A 21,052-nucleotide genomic window follows, 5' to 3' on the forward strand; every position below is an offset into this window, starting at 1 on the left:
TCGGGAGAGTAACCCAATCTTGCCTGATTTGCAATACCCTCGAATGCAGATAAAGAAGACTGATTCCATCCAATTCCCTCTATCCCCTGATTTGTCCTTTACTGTAAAATGAAGCTGTAACACATTAGGCTCATTTCGAGATCCATGGGGAAAGGTTGGGACGCCAATGAAGTTGGATGTTGTGAAACAGTACTTTCGTTTAACCGAGCAATTCCGAACGGCAGAAGCCGATTATGTCGGGATTCTTCACCCGGACATTGAACAAACGGAGTATCCGAATCTGTTGACGGCCCAACTCACGGTCAGTGATTGGCAAACCCTATTTCAACGGATGCCGGGCGGGGCTAAGCTTCTGGCTTCCCAGAACTACGATATTCAGCGCGCGTACGAACTGGAGGATACGTTGATCACAGAAGTGGTCTGGACAGCCGAAGTTGGCGCCGACGTCGGCCCCTTTAAAACCGGGCAGCCCCTTAAAGCTTATTTTTGCTGTGTATTTGAATTTCAGGACGGTTTAATCTATCGTCAGCGCAATTACGATTGCTTTGAGCGCTTTTAGAAGTTCAGCTTCTCCATCTCTTTGCCTCTCTTGTGCAATCCTTCCAAGACTTCCTTCGGCACTTTTCGGAACTTCAAATCTTCCCCCAGGAACAGCAGCCAATGAATCGTCTCGGAGAGTTCCTCGGGTTCGTTGACTTGGACAACCATCTTCAGCATGGCGGTGGTTTGATACGGATTGGTATAGGAAATGAATGCTTTTAAGGGATGATATTTTTTGTACTGGGCAATGGCATGAGGGCCGAGTTCCAGGATCAGGTTGTATGCTTCCTCTTGCTTGCCAAGGAGCTCCAGAATTTTCTTTCGGCTCATTCGTTTCTTGGGAGAGTAGAGCTCGACTTGAGTAAGCTGGTCGACGGAGAACATTCGTTTCTTCTCTTCCTGTAAATCCAATACTTCCATCCACCACAGACTTCTCTCACGATAAAGGTGCAACAGAAAAACCGGATACGAGTTGATTCCATCGCCTTCTTCCAGGGTAATCCATAAATAGCTGTCGATGAGCAGGTGTTGAATCAGCTTCTCCAGTATTGGATGGGGAAGGTCCGAAAGCTCCAATAGATCGGGATTATGCGGGTTGGTCCCTTCAAAGAGCAGGATTTCATCCAGGAGCAGGAGATCGTCCTGTTGGTTTTTCGAGATCAGCCCCAGCAATTTTTCGGCTAAGGATTGGCGACTCTTGAGATACGGAAGCTGGGCGTTTCTGGTGGCCATGAAGGCGATGAACAGCGCTTTGACCTCGTTATCCGTAAACCGCACGGCAGGCAGGATCGAGTTGTGCATCACCGAATAACCGCCGTCCCGTCCAACCTCAGCAACGAGCGGCATTCCTAAAGCTTCGATTTCGCGGATGTCTCGGATCGCCGTCGAGCGGGAGATGTTAAATTCCTGCATAATTTCTGTAATGGTAAAGTGGGACCGATTGTTGATATAACGCATGATGGTGTTAATCCGTTCAACTTTTTTCATCGTGACTCCTAAACAGGTTCATTTTTTGACATGATTTAAAGTTATGATAAACCCATCAAGAACAGAAAACAAATTTAAAAAGAGAGTAGGTTTTAAAACATGGCGAATTATGTTTTGGAAGAGAAGGACAGCTTTACGGTCTTTGGTCTGGGCACAGAATTAAAAAGTCATTACACGGATTTTGCCGGCATCAATCAGGAAAAATCGAGTTTCTGGCAAGCCGTCACTGAGGACGGTCGACTCAACCAACTCAAAGCGATTGCGGAGAACGATTATGTCTTTACCGTCAACGAAGCGGTTAATAACAAGATGATGTATTACGTTGGCGTACTTAGCCGTGAAACGCTGCCGAATGCCGAAGGCTCCCGGGTCATTCAGTTCCCGAAGGGAGAGTACGTAATTGTCAAAGGGGAAGGCACCGCGCCGGATGAACTAAGTAATCAGCTGGCGGGGATCGCTTTTGGCCAAGTTCTGCCGGAACTGAATCAAGTTGCTTATGTTGGCGGGCCTAACACCGCCGTCTTGATGGAACAAGCGAATGGCCGCGTCGCGGGAGAAATGTGGATCCCTGTCGTAAGGAAATAGAGAAGAAGAGGAGGGGCAAGCATGTCCTATGTCGTTGATTTCAAAAATGTATCTACTGTCGGTTTAGAATCCTCTCCTGTAGCAGAGGCATTAGCCGGACTGCGAGCCAATGAGGCGCGTTATTTTATGAACAAATATAAGCATGTGTTTACGGTTGAGCCAGCCAGCGAAAGCCAGGAAACCCTGGATTACGTGAACCGAATCTTAAAAGAAGAACGGGGGATCGAGTTCTCGGCAAAGCCGTTAGAAACGTCGTTTTTTCAGGTGGAAAACATCCGGTGGGCGTTCGTCTTCTACGAGGACGGCTTAGGGGTTAACGTCATGTACACCCTGGACGATCCAAAGAAACGGGCCGTGGGCTTTAAGCTGTCTGAAGGCATGGAGGTTCCGAAGGAGCTGGAGGAGAAGAAGTTCAAATTTGCCCGGCAGAAGTCGAAATTGGCCGGTACGATCCGGGGCTCGTTCTTCGTGATTAAGGGCGAGTATTCATATAGCTGACAGGAGGGCCGTTCAACGTTGAGCGGCCTTTTCTTCTTGATGCAACACCGGGCGAAATCAAGAAATTTGGGCTTCAATCGCGGCTTTGTCGATGACGGACCACACTTGCTTGATTTTTCCGCCTTCATACTTGTAAATGACATTTTCATAAAACAACACGCTTCGTCCATTGATCGGCAAACCCATAAATTGCCCCTTAGGTGTGACATCAAAGCGTAAGCGGCTCGAAAGATAGGGCGGCTCACAAACGAGAATATCGATATTAAAATAGAGATCCGGAATATCTCGGTAATCGCCCTCCAGCATTTGGCGGTAACCGGCTAAGCCGATTGGCTGCTCATTATAGCGAACATCCTCATGCACAAATCGGCCCAGTTGTGACAAGTCCCGTTTATTCAAACTGCTGATATATTCTCGGTAGATGGCTTTCAACAGAAATTCCACGGAAGTGACATCCTTTCTGTCCAGATTCAACACCCTCAATCCGAGTTATTGTATTCAACGAACTTCGTACGGATGCAAAACGGTCATAAAAAAAGCCCCCAATCGGGGGCCCTAATTGCTGGTGGTTGTGAAGCAGAATATCAACTTATTCACCTTTAGCAATCAGACGAACGGCCTTAGCAATAGCCTCCTTCGTTTCCGTCGGAAAGTTCACAGCATTCGGGTCGTGCGAAGGCCCGAAAGGATGAGTTGGCGTCCAGGCAGTTGCTAAAGCCATGATGGCAGTCAAAAGAAAGCCGGGAGTGAATGTCTTTCCCACCAGACCTTCGTTTTGTGCATTCATGATCGCTTTGATTTTCTTGTCACGCACGGAGGCGCGCTCGGATAGCGTGTCTTCTTTCCGCTCTAAACTATACCATGACATTAACCTTACAATTTGTGGATTTGTCATCGCCCAATCGAATACTCTTTTGGCATAACCCGCAAGATCCTCGGGCGTGAAATCAATTTCCTCATAAACACGTGTTAAGTGTCTCTCGAGGACGGTTGTAAATAGCGTTTCTTTATTCTCAAAGTAAACGTAAATTAAATTCTTATTGCAACCCGCGTTTTTAGCAATGCGGTCAACACGTGCTCCAGCAATACCATAGGCAGAGAACTCATCCAAAGCAGCCTCCATGATCCTCTCTCTTGTTGCCTCAGCGTTTCTCAATGGGTGCCCCTCCTTATTGAAGCCTGGATTTAGGATTTATTATATCATAAAAACACAGTTGACTAACTAGTTAATTAGTATTATTATATAACCAACCAGTTAGTTAATGTAGTGTCGCCTACTAGGATGATGACTAGTGATACTGGATAAACTATCTGGTGAATCCAATGAAGAATGGAGAGAATGCACAATGACACAAACCAATCCAAAGATTGCTATCGTCACAGGGGGAAGTCGGGGTATTGGCAGAAGTACTGTTTTAGCCCTTGCAAACCATGGTGTCGATTCAATCTTCACATATCGTTCTAATCAAGAAGAAGCAGAGAAAGTTGTCTCCGAGATCCGAGAAACCGGACGTAAGGCAATCGCCCTACAACTTGATGCAAGCAATGTCCGTACTTTTGACGCTTTTGTACAAAATGTACAAGATGCGCTAAAAGAAATGGGCGCTACCAAATTTGACTACCTCGTAAACAACGCGGGGATCTCTCACCATAACTCATTCGAGAAGACAACAGAGGAAGAGTTGGATCGTTTGTACGAAGTACACTTCAAGGGAGTCTTCTTCCTGACACAGAAACTGTTGCCGCTTATCAATGATGGCGGTCGGATTGTAAACATCTCCACTGGACTTACACGCTTTGCGGTTCCGGAGAGTGGTGCTTACGCATCCGTGAAAGGTGCTATTGAGGTTCTCACTAAGTATTTGGCCAAAGAGTTGGGACCACGTGGAATCACCGCCAACGTTGTTGCGCCGGGTGCGATCGCTACAGATTTTAGCGGACTCCGCACGAATGATGATCTCAAGAAGCTGATCGGGGGAATGACGGCGCTCGGTCGTGTCGGGGAACCAGAGGACGTTGCAGGGGCTATCGCTTCGTTGCTGTCCGACGAGAACCGTTGGGTTAATGCTCAACGTATTGAGGTTTCAGGAGGCATGTCTCTTTAATCTCAGAAGGGGGCGCATTTCTTGACCAACCTAAGAAACAAAGTCGCATTGATAACCGGATCTGGACGAGGAATCGGTAAAGCCATCGCAGAAAGATATGCGTCTTTAGGGGCCGATATTGCCGTAAATTATACGAGTGATAAGGCTGCCGCAGAAGCTACCGTTTCCAGCTTGCAAGCATACGGAGTGAAGGCGATTGCTATTCAAGCTGATATCAGCCAAGTAGCCGAGGTCCGGAAAATGTTCCAAATCGCACTCCAGGAATTAGGGAAAATTGATATTGTCGTTGCGAACGCCGGTATAGAGCTTGTAAACATCCCGACAGTTGATATTACGGAAGAACAATTTGACAGATTATTTCAAGTCAACACCAAGGGTGCATTCTTTACCATTCAAGAAGCGGCCAAACACGTAGCAGATAACGGACGCATCATCTATGTTTCATCAAGCACAACCACTAGTGCTATGGCTGGGTACTCCTTATATGGCAGCAGCAAGGTAGCACCGATGTATCTCGTCGAGGCGCTGGCGAAGGAAATCGGATACCGAGGGGTCACTGTGAATACGATCGTACCAACGGTTATCGAGGGTGCGGGATTATGGACAAACCCGGGAGATCGAGCACAACTTAGAGATGCTCTTATCCAAGCCCATCCTATGCGGCGATTAGGCACGTTGGACGATGTGGCCAATGTAGCTGAATTTTTTGCCAGTGACTTATCTTCCTATGTGAGTGGTCAACGTCTGTTAGTTAGCGGCGGTGCCCTTCAATAATGAGCGGTTTGCCCCGAGGGATGACATAACATATATTAAATAAGGTGACAGAAAGGCCGTCCAATATGGAACGGCCTTTCTATCTTTCATATGTTATTCCGGCGTTCCTTGAGTAACCCCGTGAATGTAGGTTTGCCATGGGGTATCGAGCGCCCCTTGCCCGGGGTTATAGGTGAAGAAGTACTCCACCACATCGCCTTGGCTTAGGTTGTTCACCGCATAGGTATAGTTGCCGTTCCCCACCGGGGTCATGGCGACATTGAGCTGCACACCGTTATTGATTTTATAGTGCAGATCCGCAAAAGTCGCGCCGTTGACGTAGAATAACAGGTTATCGCCGGTTTTCTTCAGTCCCTTCACTTGATCGCCGATCACAATCGTGGAGGGCGTGCCCGGATCTCCCGGGTTCCCGGGATTTTGACCGCCGCCGCCATTGCCGTTGTCCTTATAGACACGCACATAATCGACTTGCATCGTGGCCGGGATATCACCAGGTCCTGGGGCGATGCCGCCGTCGAAGTTACCGCCGATCGCCAGGTTCATGATGAGATAGAACGGCTGATCAAAAGGTGCATTCGGGTTGTTTGGCGCAGCCGTGGAATACCATTGATCCCGGGTGGCCTTAAAGAAGAACTTGCCGTCTACATACCATTTAATGTTGTCCTCTTCCCAAACGACGGAGTAGACATGGAAGTCATTGGCGATCGTTTGCCCGGATGGGAAGTTGTATTCACCCGAGAGATGGGTATTGGCCGGCCATTGTCCGCCGAAGTGAATCGCGCCGGAAGACTTGCCGGGCAGACGACCGCGAGCTTCCATAACATCGATCTCACCGGAAGCGGCCCAAGTGCCGTAGGCTTGATCCTGCGGCAGCATCCACAGCGCCGGCCAAATGCCGTTCCCCGTAGGTAGCTTCGCGCGGAAATCGACTCGGCCATATTTTAACGAGAAGTGATCTTTAGTGTTCACTTTACCGGACGAGTATTGTGCATAACGACTAGGATCCTGCGGGAACGATTTGGGATCGTTCAGCGCCCGGATATTTAACTTGCCGTCCTGAACGAAGACATTTTGCGGACTGTCCGTATAATGCTGCAGCTCCGCGTTGCCCCAGCCCCAAGTGCCCGGATCGTCATTCAGGTAGTATCCCTGTTCATAATTCCATTTGCTTAGATCCAGCTGAGTCCCGTCAAATTCGTCCTGCCAGATGAGGGTCAACCCGTCGATGTTCGGATTGCTTGGCGTACTCAGCGGGATATCCTCTTGATCGGAATCATCCGGCCGCGGGGCGTTAGGATTACCGATAAAGGTGTAAGTGACGTAGTTGTTGCCCACGTTACCGCCCTTTTGCCCATTTAAAGGATAGCCGATACGGATTTGCATATCCTGTTGGATCGGCTGGAACCACAGGCCATAGATGTAGTCAGCCCAATAGCCCCATTGGTTCGCGCTGGACAGGTGATTGTAACCATTCGCGGAATAGACGAACCCGCTTTGACTGGAATCCGCCAGATCTACCCACTGACCGTTGATGTTGATCTGATACACGAAGTTCTCCAGTTCCGAGGCAATGGGAGCGCCTCCGTCAATTTTCGGCAGGGGCAGACCAATGGCGCCGCTTTCATTTGCGGTGAACGTCGTTCCCTCATAAGGCGTTAGAGTGTACGAATTTCTTACCGGTTCATTAAAAATAATCGTATACACGAGGCTCGCTGATGAAGTTTTCGATTCCAATTTCACGTTGATGGACTCCGTGACGTTAAACCAGTAGCCGCCGCCGCCATCGGTGAATTGGCCGAAGTTCTGATCATAGATCCAGCCGCTGGCCGGATTGTTGTCGATGTCGATCCAGGTGCTGCTGTTCACCGGCTTCACATACACCTTCAAGTCGTCGGCAACCGCAGCATAAGGAATCGATGGATCGTTGTTGAACACGGGATAGGTGAAGCCTGCCCCGCCTGTAAAACCAGCGGTAATAACCGGACCTTGCGTAGGTGTCATTGATGTGATTGTGGTGGTGTTGATATTTTGGAAGACGAGAGTGTAGTTAAGGGTAACCCCGTTTGCCTTGGAGTAGAGCTGAATCTCTGTGGTTGCGGAAAGGACGAACCAATATCCGGTAAAGCCGCTGTCATACCAGTGGCCCCAGTTCTGGTTGTAGACAAAGCTGCTGACGCTGTCGATGTCGACCCAGTTGCCGTTCACTTTCACCTTAACGCCTAAATCTTGCACGACATCGTTCCAGGTTGCCGAACCGCCATTAAAAATAGGCATCACAAAGCCGTAGCTCGCTTGTCCAACTCCCGACTTGGTGATGACCGGCCCGTCTGCGGGTGAGAAGTAGCTCATCGATGTAATGGTGGTCTCGGCTGCCTGAGCCGGTGTCGGCACAAAACCGATGCCAACTGCCATGATGACCGCCAGGAGCATGCTGAATACACCTCGAGCAAGCCGCCTTTCTGCAAAGTGAGTCCGTTTCATAAATACCCTCCCTTTATTGTCCTCATTCTCCTAACCTGTGCACACTAGGAAAATCCTTACATAGGAGAACGCTTTCATTCTAACAATCCGGTCATCTGATGAGTAGGCACCAGATTTCGGGTAGGGTGCTCTTTTTTTAGGGAGGCAAGCAAGTGCTAAAAATTTTAAATAAAAGAACCTTCCTCTGAAAGGGATTCCATAGGAGAAATAGAATATAATAGAGGTATCTTCCGGATTTTTCCTGTCACCAAGGCGTCCTGGGCGAATCGATTTCGAATCGGAATCGAATGACGACAAGGGAGGAAATTGAATGCCGAAACCGGATGCTGTGACCGTAATTGAGCAGTATATGGCGAGTTTGGCTGAATATACGTTAGAGCAGTTGCGCTACAAGAGCGAAGAGGACGTATGGTCCGTCGGGCAAATGTAAATGAGATCCCCTATTTTTTCCTGTAAGGAGGCTTATATGAACGGAACCCCCCTGGACCTGCAGTTATTGGAAAAAATGAAGCCGGAGCTTACCGCGTTCTGCTACCGTATGTTAGGATCGATCGATGACGCGGACGATGCGGTTCAGGAGATTTTTATTCGCGTGTGGCAGAGCTGGAGCTCGTTCCGGCAGGATTCCTCGCCGAAGACATGGATCTATCGGATCGCTTCCAACCTCTGTTTGGATAAACTAAGGCAAGCGAAACGCCGGGTGCTTCCCATCGACCTGTCTGAACCGGCGAGCTCGATCGTGGAACCTCGGGAGACGTTACCCGATTCCGCCTGGATATGGCTGGCCCCTGATTTTGGGGGGAATCCCGAGGAGGCGCTCATCCGCAAGGATACCTTGCAACTCTGCTTCATTGCGCTTTTGCAGACTTTGCCTCCCCGACAACGAGCCGTATTGATTTTAAAGGATGTCTTTGATTGGTCATCCAAGCAAATCGCGGAGACGTTGGGGATGTCGGCGGCAGCCGTGAACAGTGCGTTGCAAAGAGCAAGGGAGACGATGAACCGGACCCAGCTTCGTTCCGATGAGCTCAGCCGCATGGAAGGCGAGCCGGACGCGGAGCTGCTGTCGCGTTATGTAGATGCCTTCGAGCAATTTGATATCGACCGGCTGGTCGCCTTATTCCATGAGGAAGGCTGCATGTCCATGCCGCCATTCCCGATGTGGATTCGCGGCCGAGAGGATTTGGCGAAATTCTTCTCGCTTACCCGGTGGCATTGCGAAGGTTCTCGGTTTATACCGGTAAAGGTTAACGGAGGGTACCCGGCGCTTGCGCAGTACATGCCAAGCCGAGAAGGGGATCACCTGGTGCCTTGGGGGATTCATGTCCTTGAAACGAAAGAAGATCATATTTTGCATGTGCAGAATTTTATTAATACGAAATTATTTTTGCGTTTAGGGCTGCCGGAGCAAATCGACCGATGAATTTCGAATTTGCATTACGTCTATAGGAATGTAAAGTCAAAAAACAATCCTATTTGAAAGAGGTGCCTTTGTAAAATGGAAACGAATCAACCAACCAAAGTTACTGTACAAACGGTCATTCAAGCCCCGGTAGAAAAGGTGTGGAGCTGCTGGACGGAACCTCAGCACATTACGAAGTGGAATCAAGCATCCGAGGATTGGCATTCGCCAAGAGCGGAGAATGACTTGCGCCCCGGCGGGAAGTTTCTGACTCGGATGGAAGCGAAGGATGGCAGTGAAGGCTTTGATTTTGGCGGTGTGTACGATGACGTGAAAACGCATGAGTTCATCTCCTATACGATGGGGGATGGAAGACGAGTGGAGATCACCTTCGCTGCCGAAGGCCAAGGGACGAAGGTCGTTGAGACGTTTGATGCGGAGAACACGCATCCGGTCGAATTCCAACAAGCCGGCTGGCAAGCGATTATGGATAATTTCAAGAAGTATGTGGAAGAATCCTAAGGAGTAGGCGCCCCAATGGGCGCCTTTATTCTTTTGGCAAGCTTCGTTAAACATAATTTTTCCCATAGACGAATCATTGATCGCGAGCTACACTAGGGAAGGCGTCAAAGCAAATTACCTAGTAGGAGCTCGTAAAAACGTGACACTAACTGAACGTATACCATCATGGAAGAAACTTAGCCTATTCGCTGTAACTTGGCCGATCTTTATCGATTCGGTGTTACGGATGATGCTGGGCACCGTTGACGTGTTTATGCTGAGCCGCATTTCCGATACGGCAACCGGCGCGGTGGGCTTAGCGAATGAGATTATCTATTTCTGTATTCTGATGTTTGGATTTGTGGGCATCGGAACGAGTGTGGCCGTTTCGCAGTATATCGGTGCTGGGCGAGAGAAAGAAGCAAGCCGCGTCTCGGCGCTGGCCATTACGATGAACCTGATCTTCGGGATCTTCGTCAGCCTCGTTCTGGTTGGCTTAGGCGAGCCGCTTCTGCGGCTGCTCAACTTAAATGAGGAACAAATTGGCATTGCCAGCCATTATCTGAAGATCATCGGCGGCTTTATGTGGATCGAGGCGCTGTCTTATGCCGTATCGTCGGTTATTCGTTCGAGCGGCAACACCAAAAGCGTCATGTATGTGACGCTGGGCGTGAATCTTCTCCACGTGACCGGCAACTATCTGCTGATCTTCGGGAACCTCGGATTTCCGGAAATGGGCGTGACCGGTGCAGCGATCTCGACCGTCGTCAGCCGGTTTGTCGGCATCCTTGTTCTGTTCTTCATCTTGTATCGCCGGGTTCCTGCTCCGATTCACGGGAAAGACTACGTGACTTGGAACGGGACGTATGCGAAGCAGATCCTAAGCGTGGGGCTGCCTGCGGCGGGAGAGCATCTTGCTTGGCAATCGCAGTACCTGATGATCATGGGCTTCGTTAATATGATTAGCATTACTGCATTAAATACGCATGTTTATGTGATGAACATCTCCAACTATTTTATGGCATTGGCCGCGTCGATTGGGGCGGGGACGGAGATTATCGTCGGACAAATGGTTGGAGCAGGGGCGATGAAGGCCGCCTACAAGCGATTGATGAAAAGCGTACGGATCAGCTTTCTGCTCACCTTGGCCATTGTGGGGACGGCTTCGATCTTCCGACATGACCTCATCGGGTTGTTCACCGAAGATCCTGCGATTATCGCAACCGGAGCCAGCATCTTCCTGCTGTCGATCGTGCTTGAACCCGGCCGGACCTTCAATATGGTAATCATTAATTCGCTCCGCGCCGCCGGGGATGCACGCTTCCCCGTTCTAATGGGCGTATGCTCGATGTGGGGCGTCTCGGTGCCGCTGGCTTACCTGCTGGGTGTTCACCTGGAGATAGGACTCCTTGGCATATGGATTGCGTTTGCGGTGGATGAATGGCTGCGCGGACTCATCATGCTGCTTCGCTGGAGAAGCCGGGCTTGGGAGAAGAAAGCACTCGTCAAGCCGGTGTCCGTATCAGAGGAAGGTGTAGGGTTATCTGCTTGAGGCCGCTCGGCAATGGAAAGGCAAATACGACATCCGAAATCAAAACAGACCCAAGCTAACTTTCAGGCTTGGGTCTGTTTGTTGGTTAAATGATACATTGACACATGAAAATTAATGTAATAAGATGAAAATGCACAAAAATTTAGTTATCATTAATAACTAATTTGGAGATTTTCGAGGTGAAAGGGGGATTTGATGAATTCTCCACCCCAAATATATCGTGATCTTGGGTTGATGATGAGACCGCTCGCAGTTCAAATCAACGAAATATTGCGAGAACATGGCATTCAACCTTTGGAATGGATCGTATTGGTTGAGTTGATTCAAGATGAGGCCTTAACAGCTGCTGATTTGGCCCAAAGGCTAACGATTGAAAAACCGAACGTTACAAGAATCCTCAAGGATCTTGTACAGGCAGGGTATGTGAGTGTTGAGATTTCCAGAGAAGACAAGCGCAAGAAACATCTCCATGTAACTGAGAAAGGCCGCGCTATATATAGACAAGTGCGTGTTTTTATTGATGCCTTAGACAAAGAGATTACGGCCGGCATCACGGAGGAAGAGCAACAATTGTTTTTGAACATCATCCATCGAATTCGACAAAATCTAATCAAGAGAGTTGGGGAGAAAGGCAGTGAGTGGAATTAAGGAGAAACTATGGACCAAAGATTTTCTTACCGTTTCGGTGATTAACTTCTTTGTCATTCTAATCTTTTACTTATTGATGGTTACGACAGCCTCGTTCGTCGTTAGTGAATATCATGCTTCAGCCAGTCAAGGCGGGCTTGCTACCGGGATTTATATCGTCGGAACCTTGATCGGCCGCCTGTTTACAGGGCGTGTGATTAACTCGGCTGGTACCAAAAAGGTATTAGTCATTGGCCTGATTGCCTTTATTATTACGACAGGACTTTATGTTGTGTATGCTGGGATCTGGCTGTTTCTCATCATACGTCTAGTGAACGGAATGGCAGCCGGGATTGCATCCACCGCTACGGGTACGATGGTTGCGCAAATTGTCCCTATCTCCCGGAAGAGTGAGGGGATTGGCTACTTCAGTATGAGCAGTACACTGGGTACGGCCATTGGGCCATTTTTGGGGATCACCCTGAGCCAGAATACGTCCTACACGAACATCTTCTTGTTCTGTTTGGCATTGGCTGTTGTCGCGTTCATCATTAGTTTTATTCTGAAGGCACCTGCAGTACCGACCTCCAAAGCCCATACGGTAACCGAGAAACCCAAACAGGCTTTCAGCTTTAAACACTATATTGAACCGAACGCGATTTCCATCGCCATTGTGACCTTCCTGATGTCTTTTGGCTATGCGGCCATCCTATCTTTCATTAATTTCTTTGCCCAGGAACGGGATCTTGTCACCGCATCGAGCTTCTTCTTCCTAGTCTATGCCATAGCGATCTTGTTAACCCGTCCATTCAGCGGCCGTCTGATGGATACCAGAGGATCGAACTATGTGATGGTTCCATGCTTCATTCTCTTTGCAGGGGGCCTTGTCTTAATTAGCGGTGCCTACTCTGGGTCTATTCTATTGGTCGCGGCAGCAATTATTGGCGCTGGATTTGGGAATCTGCAATCAGGCGCGCAAGCCATAGCGGTTCGTGTTACGCCCGCCGAACGTACGGGTCTGGCTACATCCACTTTCTTTATTGCCTTAGATGCAGGGCTTGGCTTTGGCCCTTCGCTTCTCGGTATTGTGGAACCGATCATTGGTTATAGTTCCTTGTTTGGCGGGTTAGCGATCCTTGCCCTCCTGTCACTAGTCATTTATATGCTTCTGCATGGTCGGAGAGACAAGCAATTAATTGCAAGAGCAAATTAAGAAAGAATGATCACGCATAATAAACAAAAAGGGGCGCCTGAGCGGGCGTCCCTTGATGCATTTACATTTAGTTTGAGGCGGCTGGCTTGCTGTCCGTGGAGAAGGCAATCTCCTTTTGAGCTTCAAGTTCGCTTCATCCCGAAGCGGCTTCTTCTTGTTACGCTCCATTTCCATTACTCAATAGAATCTTTCGTGGCTTGGTAGAGCTGTTCCGTATATTTGTCGATATCGTCGCGGGACATCCGCAGGCGGGCAACCGAAGAACCGTACCCAATTTCCTGCTTGCCTTCGGCTAAACCTTGGAAAATACCTTCCGTGAACGCATCCAGCGGTTCCCCATGGGTATGCAAGCCGCCTCCTCCCAAATCGGTGTTTACTGCCGGAGGAGCAACTTCAATCACTTCAACGGATGTGGCAGACAGCTGGTGTCTTAAGCTCATCGTGAAAGAGTGAAGCGCGGCCTTGGTTGCGGAATAGACTGGTGCAATCGCAAAAGGAGTATACGCCAAACCAGAAGTGATGTTCACAATGGCTGCCGATTCTTTCTTCGCGAAATATGGAGCGAACAACAGGGACAAATGAACCGGTGCATCGAGGTTCGTGGTGATCTCCTTGCTGTATTCGCGCCAGTTGTCTCTCACATCCGCTTTGAGCACGTTGTAGCGCAGTTGAATCCCGGCGTTATTAATCAGCACGTTCACGTCGGGATAGTTGGTTGTTACCCAATCCAACAAGGCGACACGATCGCTTTCTTGGGCCAAGTCGCACACCCGGGTGATTAAACCGGGAACTCGCTTCCGAGCTTGCTCAAGCACGCTTTCCCGCCTGCCGATAACGATGACCGTATTACCGCTTTGCACAAATCTCTCTGCAAAGGCAAGTCCGATCCCGGAGCCGCCGCCAGTAATCAAGATCGTATTTCCAGAAAGTTTCATTGGTTCTCTTCACCTCGTAGTTGTTTTTGATAAAGATCGATTTTATAATCAATCTCTTTCAGGTGTTCCTGCATTAGCACGATTTCATCGAGCACATTTTGCTTATGCTTCAATAGCATGTCGAGTCGGTTCTCTACTGTAGAATCTCCCTCTACAACCCAGTCCATATATTGCTTAATCTGGTTGATGGGCATATTAGTATTCTTGAGGCAGGTGACGATTTGAAGCAACGCCAATTGACGTTCCGAAAATAATCGTCTGCCGGCCTCGTCCCGTTTGATAAACGGGAGAAGACCTTTTTTCTCATAAAAGCGCAAGGTGGACTCTGGTATATGATACATGGCTGCAGCTTCGCCAATGGTATAGTACTTCATCATGGAGGCCTCCTAATCTTAAGGAATTCTTGTCGACAACCCATATGATACGACTTAAACCTTAGTTTAAGTCAACTGTGCTTCTTCGCATTTACGTTTGCCTGTCTAAGTGCAGTATAATAAGGGAGGAGTGAAGACCAAACAAAGAGAGGAGCCAAAAGAAAATGGCACAATCCTTAAAAGGAAAAGTTGCGATCATCACCGGAGCAGCACGGGGGATCGGTAAAGCAACCACCGTTGCCTTAGCGAAGGAAGGCGTTCATATTGGATTAATGGCAAGAACGGAGTCGACGTTGAAGCAAGTTGCTGCTGAACTGGAAGGGCTGGGGGTTAAGGTCGCTTACGCGGCAGCCGACATCGCCTCGAAGGAACAAGTGGATACGGCGGTTGAGAAGCTGAAGAACGAGCTGGGAGCTGCGGATATTCTAATCAATAACGCGGGAATCGCCACGTTTGGTACGGTGTTGGAGATGGATCCGGCTGAATGGAAAGGCATGATCGACACCAATGTATTGGGTACCTATTATGTAACACGAGCTGTACTTCCCCAAATGGTCGAAAAAAATAGCGGAGACATCATCAACATCTCTTCGACGAACGGCCTGAACGGGGCAGCCACCGCAAGTGCCTACAGCGCTTCAAAATTCGCGGTGATCGGGTTTACCGAGTCGCTTGCGCAAGAAGTTCGCCGCAACAACATTCGGGTATCGGCACTAACGCCAAGTACCGTAGCAACGGATTTGGCCCTGGACTTGAATCTGATCAAGGACAACAATGAGTCCAAATATATTCAAGCGGAAGATTTGGCGGAATTCATCGTCAATCAATTGAAGCTCAGCCAACGCGTTTATGTGAAAACAGCCAGCTTTATTGCGACAAATCCGTTTTAAGCGATAGAGTACGTTGTTATGTTTTTAATAACAGGAAGGAGTTGTCCCATAAGTGAATAATAATCACTTGTAGAAGACAGCTCGTCATGAGAAATCAAAGTACTTAACTAAAAGATGAGGATGGCGCAGAAATAACCTGCGCCATCCTCAGTTTGTTTCGGTCTATAGCGGTCTCCCGTCATACGTATGTGCCTAATGTTTGTTCGACCCTCACTACGTATACGGACGAAGATGACGGGTCAGAGAAGCGAATCTAACGATTTCTTGAGCTCTGGGTGAAGCTGCAGCGCGTTCAAGATTATCCGCAACGCTTCTGCGCGCGTGGCACGGCTCTTCGGTTCGAATCTTCCCGCCCCTTTGCCGCTGACGATACCTGCCTGTGCTTCCGCTATGATCTTCTCTGCTGCATAAGCACCGTCCAGATCATTGAAATGACCTTTGATCGTATCCTTCTCCAGTACGTCCAGATTGACAATAAACGATATCATGACCACCATCTCTTCACGCGTGATCGTCTGATTCGGCCTGAACGTACCGTCTGGATAGCCTCTTATTACACCCGCTGCCGCAAGCTTCTCAATATCCTCTTTAGCCCAGCTCCCCTCTATATCCTTCAATTCCATGCTTATATTGCTGCCGTCTCTATTATGAATATGGAACACGCGATTTAGAATCCTTGCAAACTCAGCCCGTGTGATCGCATTGTTCGGCCTGAATACGCCATCCGGATAACCGGTAATCAACTTCAATCGGTCGAAGATCTCAATGGTCTTTACAGCCCAATGTTCCCTCGTGTCAGCAAACTCGCTTTCCGCATTTGCTTCCTTCGCTTCTGCCGCTTTGATTTTAAGCCTCTCTACGAGTTCATCTTCATCAATAATGTATTTATTATAAATCGTATCCTCTTCTGTTGCGGGCTCAGGATCTGCCGGAGTTTCGCTTGGAGGTGGATTATCTGCCGGAGTTACGGAAGGTGCATTGCTGCCGCCGTTGTCACTTACCGGGTCTGACCCTGTTGCCGGAAATACAGCCGTCACCACCCCCGAATTCACCGCATTCGTCACCGATGTCGCACCTGCTACCGTAAAGGAATCCGCCGGAACCCCCGTTAACGTGTATCCTATGTTAGGCGTAACCGTAATCGTTGCGATGTAGACCGTATTCGCCCTAAATACGCTATTCGCCGGCGACCACTCGATCGTTGCCGCATATTCAGACGTCCCCGGCAATGTTGAAACCGGAATCTGCCCCCTCGCCGGCACCGTCACCCCAGTAATCTCTGCTATGCTGATCGTTGCCGCAGGCTTGATATCCGCTGATGTTACATTTAATATTCGCACTTTCGAAGCGGGTTGCAGCAGGGTCTTCTTCATTCGAACATATATCTGATCGCCTTCATCGACTTCTATATTGTCAACGAACGTATCTGATATATCCTGATATTCGCCTGCGTTAACGCTATACTCCATCAAATCGGAGACGCCCACCAACTTCGTCGTACCAGACGTTGAGCCCTGTTCCAATAAGGCCGCAGGTGCTTCTGCCGGTTGGATGTCGATATATCTGACCGTCTTGGTTACACTACCCAATTCTGGTTGCGAGGCGAATTGAATCGTAATTCTATCCCCCACGTTAACCGGAATGTTATCGTATACTGCACTCGTAATCGAATTGAATGATGAAGCCTCTACCGAAAATTCCATTCCATTCTCAACTTGCGTCAGCTTCGTTGTTCCTGCATCCGTGCCTGGTGTTAACTGAATATTTCTGATTTCCGGATATTGACCATCTTGTATACGCCAGATGACATGATTCCAATCAGCAAACGTAGATGCCAATTTCATATCTTCGTTTGACTTGCCTATACCTTTGCCTGAATCCGATTGTCGAGTCGTATTGATGTCATAGAAGCTGTTTTGAACCGTACCATAGTTATATCCCGTCAAACCGCCTGTAAACGTATAACCACTTACTGCACCCGTTGCAAAACTATTTTGAATGACACCATGGTTATATGCCGCCAAGCCGCCTACATAACCCCCACCACTTGTATTTACCGCTGCATAGCTGTTTCGAATGGTACCTTTATTATATCCTACCAAGCCGCCGTCAAAATCAGCACCACTCACTGTCCCCCTTGCATAACTGTTTTCAATGATGCCGCCGTCAATCCAACCTGCCAAACCGCCTACATTACCTACACTGTCACGATGAACACTGATGTCCTCTAGCCAAATGTTCTTCAATGTTGCCCCTGTGGTTCTTTCAAATAAACCTACATTGTATTGAGTTGAATAGATATACAATTTCGAAATCACATAACCATTGCCGTCAAAAACCCCCTGAAAATTAGGGATTGGCACCCAGTTACCCATACTTGAAAGATCAATATCAGCTGTTAGGACGAAATATTTGCCTGCTGTCGAATGGTTTCTGACCTCATTAAGCTGTTCAGCAGTTGCGATCTGGTAAGGATCATTGGCCGTTCCTGCCCCTCCGGCAAAGCTCTCTGCCGCATACGCTTTGCCCTCATATTTCGTGAACAATCCTGGTAAGCTTCCCATCACCATCAGAATGATAAGGAATGCCGGGATTGCCCTTATCATTGTTTTCTTCATACCGGTCCCCCCAATCTCCGGAATAAGTTTCCAAGCTCTATTTAATACTGTACGGTACAGTTTTATTATTACTGTATATAGGGCTACAATGTCTGTCAAGTTAAGAACGACAAGAAGAGGCTTCCCCAAAGTCATCCTAGACGATAACTTTCGGGACAGCCTCTTTTTTTGTTAGGAGACATTGCTCTTAAACTATCCCTATTGTATAGAGGAAAAATATGCTAATTACTCAAGGGAATTGTCCAGTCGTGATTATGAACTAGCTCATACATTGGAGCGTATAGACTTATATCCCAAGAAAAGAGGTGTTAAGCCTTTGACGGCTGTTCAGGACATACAGCAAAAGGCGACGTACGATTTCGGCAAGTTGCCGTTGACCTTCTGGGAATATACGGAACAAGGATCTTCGGCGACAGGGTTTCAGACGAAGAAGCCCGGCTTATCGATTTACTTTGCTCCAATGGAAGTATTATTTGTAAGCAAAGGAGGCGGAAAATACGAGGAGCTTGTTCTACAGTTTCTCGAGTCCAATGCGAACGTAACCATGGAAGGCCGTGACCCTGCGGAGGGAAAGATTCATTATTTAGTTGGGAACGATCCCGGGCAGTGGAGGAGAAACCTGCCAACCTACCATGAAATCATCTATCGTGACTTATGGGCAGGTATAGATCTGATCTTCAAAGGCGACGGCAATAAGCTGAAATATGATCTTGTGGTCCATCCATCAGCGGATATCGCTTCGATTCGCTTGGCGTACCGTGGTGCAGAGAGCCTATCCCTAGATAGGGATGGGAATCTTCAGATCCATATGAGACAAGGCGTAAAGCAGGAAGCTAAACCGGTAAGTTATCAGGATATTGATGGTGAACGAGTGCCTGTAGAAAGCCGGTTTGTTCTTCATAGCAATGCTCAAGGCTGCCATAGCTTTGGCTTCCAAGTGGACTCTGATTATCATCCCGAATATCCCATCATTATTGATCCGGTCTTAATTTACTCTACTTATCTTGGCGGGGATAATATTGACTCAGGACTTCATATTGTTGTTGATGACTCAGGCCAAGCGTATGTTGCTGGAAGCACCTCTTCTGACAACTTTCCGACCACTCCAGGTGCCTTTAGTCAGACCTTTGCCGGGGATACAGATGCGTTTATTACCAAGCTGAATGAGACAGGTACCGCACTTGTTTTCTCCACTTATCTGGGTGGCAGCGCCTTTGATAGAGCGACGAGCCTTGCCATTGATGCGGCTGGTAATGTGTTTATTACAGGAGAGACGCGATCACCAGATTTCCCCGTTACGCCAGGGGCATTCCAAACGACATTTTTGGGGGTCAACTCCGTCTTTGTCACCAAATTGGATGCAACCGGGTCATCCTTGATTTATTCTACCTATCTGGAGGGGAGCGGTGATGAGACCGGTAATGATATTGCGATTGATGCCTCAGGTAATGCTTATGTCACAGGGGTAACCACGTCGAGTGACTTTCCGGTCACACCCGGGGCATTTCAGACCTCTGCACCAGGAATCATTAACGGCTTTGTCACTAAATTAAACGCTGCTGGGAGTGCGCTTGTTTTTTCAACCTACCTGGGCGGATCCTCCTTTAATTTTGGCACGGGAATTGTCATTACAGCGCTAGGGAATCCGATTGTAAGCGGAAGTACTTTCTCGGATGACTTTCCAGTCACGGCAAACGCAGCTCAACCCGCGTTTGGAGGAATTGAAGATGCCTTTGTTACAAGGTTCGATCCGACGGGATCCACACTGGAATTTTCCACTTACATCGGCGGCAGCGATTTTGAAACAGGGGATGCCATCGCGATTGACCAACAAGAAAACGTGTATATCACCGGCTCTACAAGCTCCATGAATTTTCCGACAACGCCAGGTGCTTTTCAGACGGTACTTGGGGGTTCAATGGATGCCTTTGTGACCAAGCTCAATGCTTCGGGTACGGCGTTTCTTTACTCGAGCTATTTGGGCGGTACAGACTCCGATATAGGCTTAGACATTGTCGTTGACACAGCAGGTAATGCCTACGTAGTAGGTTCAACAGAGTCCGCTGATTTTCCAATAACTCCAGGGGCCTTTCAAAGTATATTCGGCGGCACGGAGGATGCCTTTGTGACAGTATTCAATACGGCTGGCAATGCGCTCGTCTATTCTACCTATTTAGGGGGAAGCTTAAGAGATGCGGGGAATGGAGTTGCCGTAGATAGCTCGTTTAATATTTACGTAACCGGCGCTACTTCGTCTGTTAATTTCCCGACGAGTCCTGGAGCTTTTCAAACCTCCCTTATGGGGGATCAAGACGCATTTGTCACCAAACTGGGTACTTTCTCACCGGTTCCCGGTCCACCCGGTCCTCAAGGGCCCCAGGGCGAACCGGGTCCGCAAGGTCTGCCAGGGGCTCAAGGTCCCCAAGGGCCACAAGGAGAACAAGGCCCGCAAGGTCTGCCAGGGGAGCAAGGCCCCCAAGGCCCTCAGGGGGTGCCCGGGTCGCAAGGTCAACAAGGGGAACCCGGTATGCGAGGCCCTCAGGGAATGCAGGGTGTACCTGGTCCACAGGGGCCCCAAGGAGTTCCTGGCCCACAAGGTGAGCGGGGCCCCCGAGGCTTTATTATCATTCGGAAGAAACGGAAACGCTGCAAACGGAAGGGAAAACCGCATGTTAGACAATCCAAAAGAAAGATAAACCCAAGAAAGAAAACATTGAAAATTATTAAGATGACAAGGAAAAATGCGCGAAAACAGAAAGGAAAAACCTATAAATTCAAGTTTCGTGCAATAAATCATGTGCGATTTCTCTTGAGTTACAATCACTATCAGTTAAATAACAAGGGTATGCAGAGCAAGAAATATGTTTAGAAATAACGTTCTGATTTTTCTTCTTAACGAGCATCCGTTAGCGATGCTTGTTTTTTTATGTAATAAAACCAGCCCATTCCATCTGAATGAGCTGGTTTTGC

General features: G+C 48.5%; 19 protein-coding genes. 12 read left to right on the forward strand and 7 right to left on the reverse strand.

Translation table 11 applies throughout. The features are described 5' to 3' along the window. The first annotated feature begins 166 nt into the window (after positions 1–166). Complete coding sequence (locus tag PBA01S_RS06600; RefSeq protein ID WP_127575593.1) at positions 167–559, forward strand: nuclear transport factor 2 family protein; 393 nt, start codon at positions 167–169, stop codon at positions 557–559. On the opposite strand, the gene PBA01S_RS06605 is transcribed toward PBA01S_RS06600, so the two are convergent. Then, positions 556–1,527 carry a helix-turn-helix transcriptional regulator gene (locus tag PBA01S_RS06605; RefSeq protein WP_085278904.1) on the reverse strand — a complete coding sequence of 324 codons (972 nt, stop codon included), beginning with the start codon at positions 1,525–1,527 and terminating at the stop codon, positions 556–558. The genes PBA01S_RS06600 and PBA01S_RS06605 overlap by 4 nt on opposite strands. Positions 1,528–1,626: 99 nt before the next feature. On the opposite strand from PBA01S_RS06605, the gene PBA01S_RS06610 reads away from it, so the two are divergent. Then, positions 1,627–2,112 (forward strand): GyrI-like domain-containing protein, encoded by a 486-nt coding sequence (locus tag PBA01S_RS06610; protein ID WP_016314501.1) that lies wholly within the window; start codon positions 1,627–1,629, stop codon positions 2,110–2,112. Between the two features lie 21 nt (positions 2,113–2,133). Beyond that, a complete protein-coding gene (locus tag PBA01S_RS06615; protein ID WP_016314500.1) occupies positions 2,134–2,610 on the forward strand; it encodes a DUF8821 family protein in 477 nt (158 codons plus the stop codon). A gap of 57 nt (positions 2,611–2,667) precedes the next feature. Here the strand turns inward: PBA01S_RS06615 and PBA01S_RS06620 are convergent, their stop codons facing one another. Together PBA01S_RS06620 and PBA01S_RS06625 are read right to left on the reverse strand one after the other, a co-directional pair. Further along, positions 2,668–3,054, reverse strand: a complete 387-nt coding sequence (locus PBA01S_RS06620; protein WP_016314499.1) for an ester cyclase — start codon at positions 3,052–3,054, stop codon at positions 2,668–2,670. Positions 3,055–3,199: 145 nt separating this feature from the next. After that, entirely contained in the window at positions 3,200–3,766 is a 567-nt protein-coding gene (locus PBA01S_RS06625; RefSeq protein WP_127575594.1) for a TetR family transcriptional regulator, read from the reverse strand. Positions 3,767–3,902: 136 nt separating this feature from the next. Between PBA01S_RS06625 and PBA01S_RS06630 the strand changes: the two genes are divergently transcribed. After that, positions 3,903–4,715 carry an SDR family NAD(P)-dependent oxidoreductase gene (locus PBA01S_RS06630; protein WP_307719224.1) on the forward strand — a complete coding sequence of 271 codons (813 nt, stop codon included), beginning with the start codon at positions 3,903–3,905 and terminating at the stop codon, positions 4,713–4,715. 21 nt (positions 4,716–4,736) lie between these two features. Beyond that, positions 4,737–5,489, forward strand: a complete 753-nt coding sequence (locus PBA01S_RS06635) for an SDR family oxidoreductase (protein WP_028538419.1) — start codon at positions 4,737–4,739, stop codon at positions 5,487–5,489. Positions 5,490–5,582: 93 nt separating this feature from the next. Here the strand turns inward: PBA01S_RS06635 and PBA01S_RS06640 are convergent, their stop codons facing one another. Next, a complete protein-coding gene (locus PBA01S_RS06640) occupies positions 5,583–7,970 on the reverse strand; it encodes a glycoside hydrolase family 16 protein (protein ID WP_127575595.1) in 2,388 nt (795 codons plus the stop codon). Between the two features lie 466 nt (positions 7,971–8,436). On the opposite strand from PBA01S_RS06640, the gene PBA01S_RS06645 reads away from it, so the two are divergent. The 5 genes from PBA01S_RS06645 to PBA01S_RS06665 all read left to right on the forward strand — a co-directional run bounded on the left by PBA01S_RS06645 (position 8,437) and on the right by PBA01S_RS06665 (position 13,265). Beyond that, positions 8,437–9,393, forward strand: a complete 957-nt coding sequence (locus PBA01S_RS06645; RefSeq protein ID WP_127575596.1) for a sigma-70 family RNA polymerase sigma factor — start codon at positions 8,437–8,439, stop codon at positions 9,391–9,393. 75 nt (positions 9,394–9,468) lie between these two features. Then, complete coding sequence (locus PBA01S_RS06650) at positions 9,469–9,894, forward strand: SRPBCC family protein (RefSeq protein ID WP_127575597.1); 426 nt, start codon at positions 9,469–9,471, stop codon at positions 9,892–9,894. 139 nt (positions 9,895–10,033) lie between these two features. Then, positions 10,034–11,425, forward strand: coding sequence for an MATE family efflux transporter (locus PBA01S_RS06655; protein WP_016314492.1), 1,392 nt, complete (start codon positions 10,034–10,036; stop codon positions 11,423–11,425). A gap of 195 nt (positions 11,426–11,620) precedes the next feature. Then, positions 11,621–12,073 (forward strand): MarR family winged helix-turn-helix transcriptional regulator, encoded by a 453-nt coding sequence (locus PBA01S_RS06660; RefSeq protein WP_028538423.1) that lies wholly within the window; start codon positions 11,621–11,623, stop codon positions 12,071–12,073. After that, entirely contained in the window at positions 12,060–13,265 is a 1,206-nt protein-coding gene (locus PBA01S_RS06665; RefSeq protein WP_085278899.1) for an MFS transporter, read from the forward strand. Before PBA01S_RS06660 ends, PBA01S_RS06665 begins: the two co-directional genes overlap by 14 nt. A 173-nt stretch (positions 13,266–13,438) precedes the next feature. Here PBA01S_RS06665 and PBA01S_RS06670 read toward each other — a convergent pair whose 3' ends face one another. Both PBA01S_RS06670 and PBA01S_RS06675 read right to left on the reverse strand, forming a co-directional pair. Further along, on the reverse strand, positions 13,439–14,200 hold the full coding sequence (locus PBA01S_RS06670) for an SDR family oxidoreductase (RefSeq protein WP_028538425.1): 762 nt from the start codon (positions 14,198–14,200) through the stop codon (positions 13,439–13,441). Further along, a complete protein-coding gene (locus PBA01S_RS06675) occupies positions 14,197–14,574 on the reverse strand; it encodes a MerR family transcriptional regulator (RefSeq protein WP_028538426.1) in 378 nt (125 codons plus the stop codon). The genes PBA01S_RS06670 and PBA01S_RS06675 overlap by 4 nt, the downstream gene beginning before the upstream one ends. Positions 14,575–14,738: 164 nt before the next feature. Here PBA01S_RS06675 and PBA01S_RS06680 point away from each other — a divergent pair, with 164 nt between their 5' ends. After that, positions 14,739–15,464 (forward strand): 3-ketoacyl-ACP reductase, encoded by a 726-nt coding sequence (locus PBA01S_RS06680; RefSeq protein ID WP_127575598.1) that lies wholly within the window; start codon positions 14,739–14,741, stop codon positions 15,462–15,464. Positions 15,465–15,703: 239 nt separating this feature from the next. On the opposite strand, the gene PBA01S_RS06685 is transcribed toward PBA01S_RS06680, so the two are convergent. Next, positions 15,704–18,082, reverse strand: a complete 2,379-nt coding sequence (locus tag PBA01S_RS06685; RefSeq protein WP_164744103.1) for an S-layer homology domain-containing protein — start codon at positions 18,080–18,082, stop codon at positions 15,704–15,706. 181 nt (positions 18,083–18,263) lie between these two features. On the opposite strand from PBA01S_RS06685, the gene PBA01S_RS06690 reads away from it, so the two are divergent. Next, positions 18,264–20,951 carry a DUF7948 domain-containing protein gene (locus tag PBA01S_RS06690; RefSeq protein ID WP_127575600.1) on the forward strand — a complete coding sequence of 896 codons (2,688 nt, stop codon included), beginning with the start codon at positions 18,264–18,266 and terminating at the stop codon, positions 20,949–20,951. Positions 20,952–21,052: the final 101 nt, after the last annotated feature.

Source organism: Paenibacillus barengoltzii NBRC 101215 (genome assembly GCF_004000745.1).
GTDB lineage: Bacteria > Bacillota > Bacilli > Paenibacillales > Paenibacillaceae > Fontibacillus > Fontibacillus barengoltzii.

What these genes read in the sequence shown, in the direction of transcription:
- PBA01S_RS06600 (WP_127575593.1), top strand. Translation starts at nt 167, where the DNA reads ATGAAGTTGGATGTTGTGAAACAGTACTTTCGTTTAACCGAGCAATTC.
- PBA01S_RS06605 (WP_085278904.1), bottom strand. Translation starts at nt 1,527, where the DNA reads ATGAAAAAAGTTGAACGGATTAACACCATCATGCGTTATATCAACAAT.
- PBA01S_RS06610 (WP_016314501.1), top strand. Translation starts at nt 1,627, where the DNA reads ATGGCGAATTATGTTTTGGAAGAGAAGGACAGCTTTACGGTCTTTGGT.
- PBA01S_RS06615 (WP_016314500.1), top strand. Translation starts at nt 2,134, where the DNA reads ATGTCCTATGTCGTTGATTTCAAAAATGTATCTACTGTCGGTTTAGAA.
- PBA01S_RS06640 (WP_127575595.1), bottom strand. Translation starts at nt 7,970, where the DNA reads ATGAAACGGACTCACTTTGCAGAAAGGCGGCTTGCTCGAGGTGTATTC.
- PBA01S_RS06645 (WP_127575596.1), top strand. Translation starts at nt 8,437, where the DNA reads ATGAACGGAACCCCCCTGGACCTGCAGTTATTGGAAAAAATGAAGCCG.
- PBA01S_RS06650 (WP_127575597.1), top strand. Translation starts at nt 9,469, where the DNA reads ATGGAAACGAATCAACCAACCAAAGTTACTGTACAAACGGTCATTCAA.
- PBA01S_RS06660 (WP_028538423.1), top strand. Translation starts at nt 11,621, where the DNA reads ATGAATTCTCCACCCCAAATATATCGTGATCTTGGGTTGATGATGAGA.
- PBA01S_RS06670 (WP_028538425.1), bottom strand. Translation starts at nt 14,200, where the DNA reads ATGAAACTTTCTGGAAATACGATCTTGATTACTGGCGGCGGCTCCGGG.
- PBA01S_RS06675 (WP_028538426.1), bottom strand. Translation starts at nt 14,574, where the DNA reads ATGAAGTACTATACCATTGGCGAAGCTGCAGCCATGTATCATATACCA.
- PBA01S_RS06680 (WP_127575598.1), top strand. Translation starts at nt 14,739, where the DNA reads ATGGCACAATCCTTAAAAGGAAAAGTTGCGATCATCACCGGAGCAGCA.
- PBA01S_RS06685 (WP_164744103.1), bottom strand. Translation starts at nt 18,082, where the DNA reads ATGAAGAAAACAATGATAAGGGCAATCCCGGCATTCCTTATCATTCTG.